Consider the following 12,520-nt stretch of genomic DNA (forward strand, 5'->3'; position numbering starts at 1 on the left):
AATGACGGAGATTGGAGATACGGCGGAGGCTACAACTCGACGGTCGCCTTCGCGGCGCTCGCCGCAACCACCGCCCCCTCCGCCAGATGCCGCCCCGCGATATACCCGAACGTCAGCGCCGGCCCGAGCGTGATTCCCGGCGCCGGATAATTCCCGTTCATGATCGAGCCCATGTCGTTGCCGCAAGCGTACAGGCCGGCGATCGGCGAACCGTCCTCGCGCAGCACGCGCGCCTGGGCGTCGACCTTCATGCCGATGGCCGTGCCAAGGTCGGCCGGATAGATGCGCATCGCAAAGAGCGGCGCACGCGCGATCGGCGCGACACAGGGGTTGGGCTTGTGGCTGATATCGCCGAGATGGCGCTGATAGATGGTGCTGCCACGGCCGAATTCGGGATCACGGCCCTCCTTCGCGTCGTCGTTGTAGGTCGCGATCGTCGCGGCAAGCACGGCGGGATTGATGCCGATCTGCGCCGCGAGCTGTGCGATATCCGGAGCCTCGATCAGTTCGCCGCTTGCCACATAACGCCGAATCCCGCGCGTGAACGGCTTGATGCGGCCGAGGCCGTAGCTCCACAGAAATTGGCGGTCGCAGACCAGATAGAACGGACGGTCCGGCTCGCCCTTGCCGTCACGCAGCATGGCAAGCACGAACTCGTGGTGGGACAGCGCCTCGTTGACGAAGCGCCGGCCCGCGGCATTGACGGCGATCACGCCGGGCTTGGCGCGGTCCGTCACCGTGTGCGGGAAGACACCGCGACTGCCGTCGGCGCGGCGGAACAGCGAGGCCGGCACCCAATAGGCCGGACTCGTCGCATCCGTATTGAGCGCAGCACCGACCGTTGCCGCAAGCCGAAGTCCGTCGCCTGTGCCGGATGTGCTGGTCGCCGAGACGAGACCGGCTGCCGCGGGGAAAAAGCGTTTGCGCAAAGCTGCATCGTGCGAAAAGCCGCCGGTCGCGACCACGACGCCGCGGCGCGCGACAATCAGGCGATCGCGGGAGCCATGGCGGATCGCCACGCCAGCGACGCGATCGCCCTGCATCGACAGATCCTCGACGTCGGCGCTGAACAGGATCTCGACATGCCGCGCCAATAGCGACGCATAGAGCCGCGCCACAAGCGCATTGCCGAGATGCAACGTAGCCCCGCGCGGACTGCGGAGCCGTTGCAGCGCGTATTCAGAGACCAGACGCGCCGCGCGCAGGGTCGAACGCACCGACTTTCCGATCCGGCGAAGATGCGGGATATCGAGACGGTTGACCATCATGCCGCCGAACAGCATGAACTCCGGCAGCGGAGCGCGCAGCCGGACGAAATGCGCGCCGAGCCGGGTGCCGTCGAACGCGACCGGTTCCAGCACGCGCCCGCCTGATGTCGCGCCGAGCCGCTCCGGATAATAGTCCGGATAGGCCTTGACCGGCTGAAGGCGGACCTCCGTGTTGGCTTCGAGATAGGCGACCGCCTCCGGCCCGCGCGCAAGGAAGGCAGCGCGCAAGCCGGCATTGGCGGGCTCCGGCACGGTACGCGCGAGGTACTGGACGGCATCCGTGACGCTGTCCGAAAGTCCCGCCTCTTTCATCTTCGGATTGGCGGGGATCCAGACCATGCCGTCCGACCAGGCGGTGGTCCCGCCGACGAAGGCGGTCTTCTCGATCACCAGCACGCGCAGCCCTTCGGCGGCAGCCACCGACGCCGCCGTCATGCCACCGGCACCCGCACCGATGACAATGACGTCGTAGGTCTCGTGCGCCGGCATCATGTGGTGGGTTTCCCGGGACAAGGCATGACACCGTCATACCTCGCCCCGCCTGCCCAGCGCTAGCGGGCCGGCTTGCGCTCGATCGGATCGATGTCGATCGCCCGCAGACGGCCGAGCCGCAGCACGTCCATGGCGAGCCGCCGGCCGATCCGGTCACGGTCGAGCACGCGGATCAGATCGTCGACTCCGTTGATCGCGACGCCGTCGAGCCTGATCACGACGTCGCCGGGCAACAAGCCCGCCTTCGCCGCCGGCCCGTCCGGCTCGATCTGCGCCAGCAGCGCGCCCATCTTGTTGTCGACCCCGGCCAGCACCGCATGTCGGCGGGGAATCGGCGCAGTCTGTCCGGCGACCCCGATATAGGCACGGCGCACATGGCCATGGCGGATGATCTCCGACAGCACGAATTGCGCGGTGTTGCTGGCAACCGCGAAGCAGATGCCCTGCGCGCCATTGATGATCGCGGTGTTGATGCCGATCACCTCGGCATTCGACGACACCAGCGGGCCGCCGGAATTGCCGGGATTGAGCGCGGCATCGGTCTGGATCACGTCCTCGATGGCGCGCCCGCTCACCGAGCGGATCGAACGTCCGAGCGCCGAGACCACGCCGGCGGTCACGGTCGATTCAAAGCCGAGCGGATTGCCGATCGCAATCACGAGCTGGCCGCGCTTCAGGCTTTGGGAGTTGCCGAGCGCGGCATAAGGCAAGTCGCGCACCCCATTGGCACGTAGCAGCGCCAGATCCGTATCGGGATCGACGCCGAGCACCCGGGCATCGCCGACATTCCCTTCGACGTCGCGCAGCCGGATCTCCCTGGAGGCGCCGACCACGTGGCTGTTGGTGAGCACGAGCCCGTCCGGCGAGATCACGATGCCGGAGCCGAGCCCGCCGCGCTCGCGTCCGTTCGGAACCTTCGGTCCGGTCTCGACGCGCACCACCGCAGGGCCGACACGGTCGGTGACGTCGATCACGGCATTGGAATAGGCGTCCAGCAGAGCCCGGTCATTGTCCGGGGCAGCCGCCGCCGCCCGCGATGACGAGGCGTCATCGACGATGTCTGAGGTGAAATCCAGCATGATAGCAGTCCTTGAGGCTCACACAGATGGTGGCCTGCTCCTGCTGGCGCAAGTGGCCCGCCCGGGGCGCGAGACTGGGCTACCCAGGTGGCTAGGGCGCCCGCCGCAGCGTGCCCGCCTTCGCCTTGACCGGGTCGAGCAGCGACCAGTCGCCATCCGGGAGCACATAGCCCTTCGGGAACGGTGCACGCAGCTCGAGCCCGAGCGAGCGCAGCACGCGGTCGTCGCGGTAGTAGCATTGCAGGACGACGCGGACGAGCGTTGCAGCCGCCGCGCCGCCGTTGTTGCGAAACTCCTGCGCCACCGCATCGCGCCTGGCGGCATCGAGCTCGGCGAGCGGCTGACCTGCCAGCCGCGCCAGATGATCCAGCGCGGCGACGACCAATTTGGCGTCGCGGCCGAGCGTCGCCAGCATGTCGGCCTGGATGGCGGGATCGTCGGCGCCCGGCACCTTGTACTCGTCGCTGGCGGGAACGATCATCGCGGCGATAGTGCGGAGGTCGTCGCGTTGGGCGCGCGTGAGTTGATAGCTTTCGGACATGACGGCCTCAATCGAACAGATTGGCGAGGCGCTGCTTCATCTGGTCGGCGATGTAGAGCGCGAGGGCCTGGATGGTGGACGTCGGGTTCACGCCGCCCGAGGTGACGAAGATGCTGCCGTCGACGATGAAGAGGTTCTTCACGTCATGCGTGCGGCCCCATTCGTTCACGACGGAGCGTTCGGGGTCGGAGCCCATGCGCGCAGTGCCGAGCAGGTGCCAGCCGCCCCACGGGATCGGCGAGTTGATGCAGAGGTCGGTCGCGCCCGCCATTTCCAGGACCTCGCGGCCGCGCGCGAGCGCGTGGTCCATCATCTTCTGGCTGTTCTCGCTGATCGTGTAGTTGATCTTCGGCGCGGGAATGCCGTGGCTGTCCTTCAGCACCGGATCGAGCGTGACGCAATTGTGCTCCTCCGGCAAATCCTCGCAGATCGCGGAGAAGCCGAGCCGATGGCCGTTGAGCTTGCGGAACACGCGGTGATGATCGGCCCCCCACGGCAAAATGCCCTTCTGCTCGCTGACGACGGCCTCGAACACCGGCCCGGCGCCCCGCACGAACTGGACGCCGTAGCCGCGCACGAAGCCGCGCGACAGGTCCGTGTCGTACCACTCCTTGCTCCACAGGCAGGTCGGCGGCGCGCGGTTGCTGTCGGTCGGCTCCTTCACATAGCCGTAGATCTGTGCATAGGGATGGAACATCAGGTTCTTGCCGACGAGGCCCGACGAATTGGCGAGGCCATTCGGAAAGCGGCTCGACGCCGAGTTCAGCAACAGGCGCGGCGTGCCGACACCGTTGCAGGCGATGATGACGACATGCGCGGGCTGAAAATGCTCGACGCCGTCCTTATCGTAATAGACCACGCCGGTGGCCATGCCGTTCTCGTCGGTGGTGATCTCGCGCACCCGGCAGTGGGTGCGCAGCTCGACGCCGGCGCGCACAGCTTGCGGCCAATAGGTGATGTCGGTGGAGGACTTTGCGCCTTGCGCACATGCCGGCGTGCAATGGCCGAGGTTGATGCAGCGCGCGCGGCCCTCGTAGTCCGTCGTCGCGACCGTTGTATCCGACGGCCACCAGTGCCAGCCGAGCTTGTTCATGGCTTTGCCGAGGATGGCACCGGACAATCCGAGCGGCTGCTGCGGCATCGGCGGATGCGTCAGCGGCGACAGCGGGTCGCCCGACAGGCCTGACGTCCCCATGATGCGGTCGTTCTCTTCGAAGAACGGGGTCAGCGCGTCATAGTCGATCGGCCAGTCGTCGGCGACGCCATCGAGCGTCTTGACCTTGAAATCGGACGGATGCAGCCGCGGCCAGTGCGCGGTGTACATCACGGTCGAGCCGCCGACGGCATTGTAGTTGACGACCTTGATCGGCGAATTGTCGTCGTTGATCGGATAGTCCTCGGGCCGGCCGCGGATGTTCGGGCTGGTCGCCCACTCGCCGTAAAATTTGGCCTCCCAATCGCGGCCGGTGCTCGGATATTCCGCCGGGTTCATCCAGCCGCCCTGCTCCAGGCAGAGAATGTGCATCTTGGTCTCCGCCAGCGACCACGCCACTGCAGCGCCTGAAGCGCCGGCGCCGATGATCAGGACGTCCACGGGGTCTTTCATCGAAACATCGTCCTCCCGCCCTCGCCGCTTCCCGGGGCGATTCGGCCATCACGGCTCGCAAGGCTTCCGCAAACGATAGGATCAGAGCCACGGCTGAGTAAAGCCACCGGCGGGGAATGTCGCACTTCGCAGGGCGCAGACCATTGGTGTTGCGACGCCCGGATGCTAGGAACGAGGCGCAAGAACCATCGATAGCGAGAAATTATGCCCTTCGAGAATTCATTTGCCGCCATCCGCGCATTCGCGCTGGTTTTATTTCTCGCTCTGTCGGGATTTGCGGTGCTCTCGGGACCGGCTTCCGCCCTGACCGCGGCCGCGACCGTGCGGGATGCCAATTCCATCCAGCTCGGCGACGTCACCTACCGGCTGGACGGCGTCGACGCGCCCGAACTGGACCAGGTCTGCATCGACGATCACGCCGATCCCTGGACCTGCGGCATCGAGGCCCGCGACCAGCTGGCGAAGCTGATCAACAAGCGCTCCGTGCGCTGCGACGACGTCGGACCGGAGAAGAGCTTTGGCAAGCGGCATCGCGCCATCTGCACGGCCGAGGGCGACAAGGTCACCCTGAACGAGCAACTGATCAAGCTCGGCTACGCCATCGCCCGCGAGCCGATCAAGGCCAACGTCAAGCCGGCAGCCGCCGAAGCCAAGGCGGCATCGGCCGGCCTCTGGAAGGGCTGTTTTGTTGCACCGCAAGAATTCCGCATGGGCAAGAAGGACGGCGCGCTGCTCGGCGCGGCCTGCCGCCCAGACCGCGACAAGGAAATTCGCGCGGTCCTGTTTCCGGAAGAGCTGACCATGCCGCCAAGCTGCAGCATCAAGGGCAAGCTCGCGGTGCGCGCGCGCGTCACCGGCAATGTCGGCATCTATCACTTGAGGGGCTGCCCGAGCTATCCCGCGACCACCAAGCCGGACCGCTGGTTCTGCTCCGAGGACGACGCGCAGGCCGCGGGCTTCCGCAAGGCCTATAATTGCCGCCGGCCGAAATGAAGGAAACGTCAACCATCCGAGAGAGAGCCGAGACAGTATTGATCCGGAATTGATCTCTATCGGGAGTTGCGGCATTTCTAAGAGCGTGCGGTAGCGCCTTTTTCGCTATCGCCTCCTTGGCAGCAATCCGGCCTCGGTCCGATTGCTTTGCTCGGGCGTTTCCTCCCTAGACTTGGGCCGCTTGTCACAAACAAGCGGCTCTTCTTTTTTGTACAAGCCATTTCCGCATTCATGCTCGCACTAGCGATGCATTTGCATGATCTGATCCATTGGCAGCATGTTCTGGTTGAGATGCCCCATGATCCATACGGTGCCGCCGACCACCAGGAACACGACCAGAAGGCCGAACGCCAGAGCCAGCACATTGTTGGTATTGTCAGGCCCGGTCGTGATGTGCAGGAAAAACACCAGGTGCACGCCCATCTGCGCGATCGCGAGCACGATCAATGCGACCGGGATGGACGGCTGCCAGACCAGATCTGTGCCGGCGATGAAGAACGACGTCGCGGTGAGCAGCAGCGCCAAGCCGAGGCCGACGACATAGCCGAGAATACGCTGGCCGACGTTGTGCTGCTCTTCATCGCCCGGTGCGATGTCATGGTCCGCCCTCACCTGCATATGATCGCTCATGCGCCACTCCCCAGCAAATAGACGACGGAGAACACCCCGACCCAGACGATGTCGAGCGCGTGCCAGAACAGCGCAAAGCACATCATCCGGCGCAGCACGTCGGCACGAAAGCCCTTGGCGAAGACCTGCGCCATCATGGTGAGCAGCCAGAGCACGCCAGCCGAGACGTGCAGGCCGTGGCATCCGACCAGCGAAAAGAACGAGGTCAGGAACGCACTGCGCGACGGGCCATAGCCGCGCGCGACGAGGCCGGCGAATTCGCGGAACTCGATGGCGAGGAAAATTAACCCGAGCACGCAGGTCACGGTCATGCCGAGGTAGAACCAGAACCGGTTGCGCACATCGGCGGCAATGCTTGCCATGCCGCAGGTGAAGCTCGACAACAGCAGGCACACGGTCTCGATCGCGACATTGCGCTGCTCGAAGATCTCCGAGCCCTTGGGGCCGCCCGCGGTCTGGTCGGCCAGCACCGCGTGAGCCGCGAAGAAGCAGGAAAACATCACGATGTCGGACAGCAGGAACACCCAGAAGCCGTAGGCGGTGACGGTCCGCTTTGGCGCCGGCCCCGGATGCTCGATGACGAGCCCGATGTGATGAGGATCGGAAGTCGCGCGGTCGGCGGCTACGGTCATCGACATCAGACGGTTCCCGCCATGCTGACGAGGCTGTGCCGTTCCTCGAGATTGACGCGCTCGATCGCCGCGACCTCGTCGGCCGGAATGATGTATTCGTCATGGTCGCGCCAGGCGAATACGACGAAGGTCGCGAACGCGCCGATGCCGCCCAAAATCACCATCCACCAGATGTGCCAGATCAGCGCGAAGCCCATGATCGTGGCGAAGAACGCGCAGACGAAGCCGGTCGGCGAGTTCCTGGGCATCTCGATGTCGTGATATTCAGGCGGCGAGGAATCGAGCGATTGCTGCGCATGGGCCTTCATGTCCCAATAGGCATCCTCGCCGCGCACGTCGGGATGGAAAGCGAAATTGAACACCGGTGGCGGCGACGACGTCGCCCATTCCAGCGAGCGCCCGTCCCAGGGATCGCCGGTGCGGTCGCGCAGGGCCTCGCGGTTGCGAATGCTGACCACGAGTTGCACGATCTGACAGATCACCCCGATCGTCAGCACGGCCATGCCGGCCGCGGCAATGAGCATCCACGGCCGCCACGCCGCCACATCGTAATGCTGCATGCGCCTGGTCATACCGAGCATGCCGGCGACATAGAGCGGCACGAAGGTGACGTAGAAACCGAGAAACGTGAACCAGAACGCCGCCTTGCCCCAGCGCTCGTCGAGACGGAAACCGAACGCCTTCGGGAACCAGTATTCGAACCCGGCGAAGGCGCCGAACAGCACGCCGCCGATGATGACGTTGTGGAAATGCGCTACCAGGAACATGCTGTTGTGGAGCATGAAGTCGGCGGGCGGCACCGCGAGCAATACGCCCGTCAGTCCGCCGATGATGAAGGTGACCATGAATCCGACCGCCCACAGCATCGGCGTCGTGAAGCGGACGCGGCCGCCGTACATCGTGAACAGCCAGTTGTAGATCTTCACACCCGTCGGCACGGCGATGATCATGCTGGCGATGCCGAAGATGGCGTTGACGTCCGGACCCGCGCCCATCGTGAAGAAATGATGCAGCCAGACCATAAAGGAGATGACGCAGATCGCCATGGTCGCGAGCACCATGGAGCGGTAACCGAACAGCGCCTTGCCGGAGAAGGTCGAGACCACCTCGGAGAAGATGCCGAACGCAGGCAGCACGAGGATGTAGACCTCCGGATGCCCCCAAGCCCAGATCAGGTTCATGAACATCATGACGTTGCCGCCGGCCTCGTTGGTGAAGAAATGGAAGCCGAGATAGCGGTCGAGCAGCAGCATCGCGAGCGTGGCGGTGAGGATTGGAAACGCCGCGACGATCAGGAGGTTCGAAGCCAGCGTGGTCCAGCAGAACATCGGCATGCGCAGATAGTTCATGCCCCTGGTACGCAGCTTCAGCACCGTCGTGACGAGATTGATGCCGGCTACCAGCGTGCCGACGCCGGAGATCTGCAGCGACCAGGCGTAATAGTCGACACCGACGCCCGGGGAATAGGACAGTTCCGACAGCGGCGGAAAGGCGAGCCAGCCGGTCCGCGCGAACTCGCCGATCACGAGCGAGAGATTGACCAGCAGCGCGCCGGTTGCGGTCAGCCAGAAGCCGACCGAATTGAGCGTCGGGAATGCGACGTCGCGCACGCCGAGCTGCAGCGGTACGATCAGGTTCATCAATCCGATCACGAACGGCATCGCCACGAAGAAGATCATGATGGTGCCGTGGGCCGAGAAGATCTGATTGTAATGCTCCGGCGGGAGATAGCCCTGCGACTGGAAGGCCACCGCCTGCTGGATTCGCATCATGATGGCATCGCTGCCGCCGCGCAGCAGCATCACGGAGGCCAGCAGGATGTACATGACGCCGATCCGCTTGTGATCGACGCTGGTGATCCATTCCTGCCAGAGATAAGGCAGGTGCCCCTTCACCACGACCCATATCAGCACGGCGAGGATCGCGACCAGCACCACAGCGCCCGCGATCAGCGGAATCGGCTGATCGAACGGAATGGCCGACCAATCGAGCTTACCGAGCATCGTGGCCTCCACTGCGCGGACGGCCCGCATCCGAGATCAGCTCGGGTCCGGGCCCGGGTGGAATGTGCTGGGTCGCGATCAGGTCGAACAGCCGGGGATCTTCGAGACGGTAACTCCGCCTCCCCTTCTCGATGCCCTGCTGCATCAGCTTCTTGTAGCTCTCCTCGTTCAGCACGGCGTCGGACTTCGCCGTCTCCGCCACCCAGTCCGGAAAGGCGAGCGGCGAGATCACGTTGACGTCGAACATCATGTCGGGAAAGCCGTCGCCGGAGAAATGCGCCGACAGACCCTTGAGCTTGCCCTCGTTATCGGCGCGCAGGTTCAGCTTCGTCACCATGCCGTTCATCGTGTAGATCATGCTGCCGAGCTGCGGGATGAAGAACGTGTTCATCACGCTCGACGAGGTCAGCTGAAAATTCAGCTCGGCACCGGCCGGCACCGTCAGTGTATTGACCGTGGCGATGCGCTGGTCCGGATAGATGAACAGCCATTTCCAGTCGAGCGAGACAGCCTGGATCCGCACCGGACTTCCGGTGCCCGGCACGGGCGCTGCGGGATCGAGCTGATGCGAGCCGATCCAGGCGACGCCGCCGAGCAGGATCACGGTGAGCGCCGGGATCGCCCACACCACCATCTCGACACGGCCGGAATAGACGAAGTCAGGCTGGTACCGCGCTTTCGGATTTGAGGCGCGAAACCAGAACGCAAACGCAAGGATCGCGATGATGGTCGGCACCACGATCGCGAGCATGATGAAGACGGAGTCGACCAGGATGGTGCTGTTGGCGGCAGCCACCGGCCCTTGTGGATCGAGCAGATTCATCGGCAAGCCACTGGCGATTGGGAAACCCCGGACGCGAGTCTAGCGCGGAAAAGGTCCAACAACAAACGCGGCCGCACCAACACAGTACCGCACCACCTCAGGTCGGCCGAACGCCGTGCCGCGCTACGGCATGCATTTCCACGCGATGTCAATGACATCTGCGCGGGACCGCCGCCCTTCACCCCCCTGTGCAGCATGCTATCGTCGGCGAAAAGCAGCGGGATGAAATGACATGCGAGGCCCTGAGGACGATGCCGGCCTCGCCGGCAAGGTGGCGCTGATCAGCGGCGGCGGCGCCGCGGGCGATGGCATCGGCAACGGCCGCGCTGCAGCAATTCTGCTGGCCCGCGCCGGCGCATACGTGCTGGTGGCCGATCGCGACCTCAAGCTCGCCGAACGCACCGTGGAGATGATCACAGCCGAAGGCGGCACCGCCGCTGCCCATGGTGGCGACGTCACCAGCGAAGATGATTGCAAGAAGCTGGTCGAAGGGGCGCTTGATCGCTGGGGCCGGCTGGATTTCCTCGACAACAACGTCGGCATCGGCAGCCGCGGCAGCGTGGTCGACGAGGCGCCCGAGCAATATCGCCGCGTCATGCAGGTCAATGTCGAGACCATGTTCCTGCTCTCGAAGCACGCGATCCCCGCGATGATCAGAACGGCGAAGGGTGGCGCCATCGTCAACATCTCCTCGATCTCGGCACTGCGGCCGCGCGGGCTCACGACCTACACGACCTCGAAGGCCGCGATCATCGGTCTGACCCGCGCGATGGCGGTCGATCACGGCCGCGACAATATCCGCGTCAACTGCATCTGCCCGGGACCGATTTACACGCCGATGGTCTATGCCCGCGGCATGAGCGAGCAGGCTCGCGCACAACGGGCCAGGGCGTCCGTTCTCAAGACCGAAGGCACCGGCTGGGACGTCGGCCACGCCATCAAATTCCTGCTCAGCAACTTTGCCCGCTACATCACCGGCCAGGTGCTGGTGGTGGACGGCGGCGTCACGCTGCAAGCCCCCGAACGCGAGTCACAAGAACACTAGAGGAAACACACCAATGGCCCGCCTGCCTTATCTCGAGGCCGACCAGGTCGCGCCCGAATATCGCGACATGCTCAAGCGCAACACCAATCTGCACAAGCTGCTGGTCAACTCGCCGGAGATGGCGCGCGCCTTCAATGGCATCGGCGGCTACATCCGCTTCAAGAGCAAGCTCGACCCGCGCCTGCGCGAGCTTGCGATCCTCCAGGTCGGCTGGATGGAGAAGTCGGAATACGAATTCACGCATCACGTGAAGATCGGCAAGGAGTTCGGCGTCACCGACGAGGACATCGCCGGCCTGATGGCGGAGACCGACGGCAAGCCCTCTAAGCTGGAACCGCTGGCGAAGGCGATCCTGAAAGGCGCCCGCGAGATGGTGCGGGAACTGGCGATGTCGGATGCGACCTTCGCCGAGATCAGGCAGCACCTCTGCGACGAGCAGATGGTCGACCTGGTCCTGACCATCGCCTTCTATTGCGGCGTGGTACGCGTGCTCGCCACCATGAAGATCGACAACGAGCCCTATTACAAAGAGGTACTCGAGCAGTACCCGATCCCGGGAGTGAACTGAGATGCGCTTGAAGGACAAGATTGCGATCGTCGTCGGCGCCGGCCAGAGCCCCGGCGAAGGCATGGGCAATGGCCGCGCCACCGCGCTCACCTTCGCGCGCGAGGGCGCCAAGGTGCTGTGCGTCGACCATCATCTGGAATCCGCGCAGGAGACCGCGGCCATGATCGCGGCCAAGCAAGGCACCGCCGTGGCCTTCAGGGCCGACGTCACGAAATCCGCAGACATCAAGGCAATGGTGGCGGAAGCGCAGGTGCGCTGGGGCCGTATCGACGTGCTGCACAACAATGTCGGCGTCAGCCTGTCCGGCGGCGACGCCGAGCTGCTGCAGATTACCGAAGAGGCGTTCGACCGGGTTGTCGCCATCAATCTGAAGAGCTGCATTCTTGCCGCGAAGGAAGTGATCCCGATCATGCGCGCGCAGACCAGCGGCGCCATCATCAACATCTCCTCGATGGCGGCGATCACCACCTACCCTTACGTCGCCTACAAGGCGACGAAGTCGGCGATGATCGCCTTTACCGAGCAACTCGCCTACCAGAACGCCGAATACGGCATCCGCGCCAACGTCATCCTGCCCGGCCTGATGAACACCCCGATGGCGGTCGATACCCGCGCCCGCGAATGGCACAAGACCCGCGCCGAAGTCGAAGCCGAACGCGACAGCAAGGTACCGCTGCGGAAGAAGATGGGGACAGGGTGGGACGTGGCCAACGCCGCGCTGTTCCTGGCGTCGGACGAGGCGAACTTCATCACGGGCGTAACGCTGCCGGTGGATGGCGGGGCGAGCGTGAGGCGGGGGTAGTTCTTTCTTCCGCCTCTCCCCGCTTGCGGGGAGAGGCG

The 12,520-nt window shown here is 64.6% G+C and carries 12 protein-coding genes; 4 read left to right on the plus strand and 8 right to left on the minus strand.

The features are described from left to right. Nucleotides 1–29: 29 nt before the first annotated feature. The 4 genes from FNV92_RS26320 to FNV92_RS26335 form a co-directional block, all read right to left on the minus strand. Complete coding sequence (locus FNV92_RS26320; RefSeq protein WP_143843929.1) at nucleotides 30–1,760, minus strand: FAD-dependent oxidoreductase; 1,731 nt, start codon at nucleotides 1,758–1,760, stop codon at nucleotides 30–32. A gap of 59 nt (nucleotides 1,761–1,819) precedes the next feature. Next, nucleotides 1,820–2,839, minus strand: coding sequence for a S1C family serine protease (locus tag FNV92_RS26325; RefSeq protein WP_143843928.1), 1,020 nt, complete (start codon nucleotides 2,837–2,839; stop codon nucleotides 1,820–1,822). A gap of 91 nt (nucleotides 2,840–2,930) precedes the next feature. Then, nucleotides 2,931–3,380, minus strand: a complete 450-nt coding sequence (locus tag FNV92_RS26330; RefSeq protein ID WP_143843927.1) for a gluconate 2-dehydrogenase subunit 3 family protein — start codon at nucleotides 3,378–3,380, stop codon at nucleotides 2,931–2,933. Nucleotides 3,381–3,387: 7 nt separating this feature from the next. Continuing rightward, entirely contained in the window at nucleotides 3,388–4,986 is a 1,599-nt protein-coding gene (locus FNV92_RS26335; RefSeq protein ID WP_143843926.1) for a GMC family oxidoreductase, read from the minus strand. Between the two features lie 204 nt (nucleotides 4,987–5,190). Here FNV92_RS26335 and FNV92_RS26340 point away from each other — a divergent pair, with 204 nt between their 5' ends. Further along, nucleotides 5,191–5,979 carry a thermonuclease family protein gene (locus tag FNV92_RS26340; protein WP_143843925.1) on the plus strand — a complete coding sequence of 263 codons (789 nt, stop codon included), beginning with the start codon at nucleotides 5,191–5,193 and terminating at the stop codon, nucleotides 5,977–5,979. Nucleotides 5,980–6,219: 240 nt separating this feature from the next. On the opposite strand, the gene cyoD is transcribed toward FNV92_RS26340, so the two are convergent. Genes cyoD through FNV92_RS26360 form a run of 4 tightly spaced genes read right to left on the minus strand, consistent with a single transcriptional unit; the run spans nucleotide 6,220 to nucleotide 10,067 of the window. Continuing rightward, nucleotides 6,220–6,609: a cytochrome o ubiquinol oxidase subunit IV gene (cyoD, locus tag FNV92_RS26345; protein ID WP_143843924.1), complete on the minus strand. Its 390-nt coding sequence runs from the start codon at nucleotides 6,607–6,609 to the stop codon at nucleotides 6,220–6,222. Beyond that, nucleotides 6,606–7,247 carry a cytochrome (ubi)quinol oxidase subunit III gene (locus FNV92_RS26350; RefSeq protein ID WP_143843923.1) on the minus strand — a complete coding sequence of 214 codons (642 nt, stop codon included), beginning with the start codon at nucleotides 7,245–7,247 and terminating at the stop codon, nucleotides 6,606–6,608. Before FNV92_RS26350 ends, cyoD begins: the two co-directional genes overlap by 4 nt. After that, nucleotides 7,247–9,244 carry a cytochrome o ubiquinol oxidase subunit I gene (cyoB, locus tag FNV92_RS26355; RefSeq protein ID WP_143843922.1) on the minus strand — a complete coding sequence of 666 codons (1,998 nt, stop codon included), beginning with the start codon at nucleotides 9,242–9,244 and terminating at the stop codon, nucleotides 7,247–7,249. Before cyoB ends, FNV92_RS26350 begins: the two co-directional genes overlap by 1 nt. Further along, entirely contained in the window at nucleotides 9,234–10,067 is an 834-nt protein-coding gene (locus tag FNV92_RS26360; RefSeq protein WP_143843921.1) for a cytochrome ubiquinol oxidase subunit II family protein, read from the minus strand. Before FNV92_RS26360 ends, cyoB begins: the two co-directional genes overlap by 11 nt. A 232-nt stretch (nucleotides 10,068–10,299) precedes the next feature. Here FNV92_RS26360 and FNV92_RS26365 point away from each other — a divergent pair, with 232 nt between their 5' ends. Genes FNV92_RS26365 through FNV92_RS26375 form a run of 3 tightly spaced genes read left to right on the plus strand, consistent with a single transcriptional unit; the run spans nucleotide 10,300 to nucleotide 12,482 of the window. Then, nucleotides 10,300–11,112, plus strand: coding sequence for an SDR family NAD(P)-dependent oxidoreductase (locus tag FNV92_RS26365; RefSeq protein WP_143843919.1), 813 nt, complete (start codon nucleotides 10,300–10,302; stop codon nucleotides 11,110–11,112). Between the two features lie 13 nt (nucleotides 11,113–11,125). Continuing rightward, nucleotides 11,126–11,680: a carboxymuconolactone decarboxylase family protein gene (locus FNV92_RS26370; RefSeq protein ID WP_015687751.1), complete on the plus strand. Its 555-nt coding sequence runs from the start codon at nucleotides 11,126–11,128 to the stop codon at nucleotides 11,678–11,680. Between the two features lies 1 nt (nucleotide 11,681). Beyond that, nucleotides 11,682–12,482 (plus strand): SDR family NAD(P)-dependent oxidoreductase, encoded by an 801-nt coding sequence (locus FNV92_RS26375; protein WP_015687752.1) that lies wholly within the window; start codon nucleotides 11,682–11,684, stop codon nucleotides 12,480–12,482. Nucleotides 12,483–12,520: the final 38 nt, after the last annotated feature.

Origin of the sequence: Bradyrhizobium cosmicum (assembly GCF_007290395.2) — a bacterium.
Classification (GTDB): domain Bacteria; phylum Pseudomonadota; class Alphaproteobacteria; order Rhizobiales; family Xanthobacteraceae; genus Bradyrhizobium; species Bradyrhizobium cosmicum.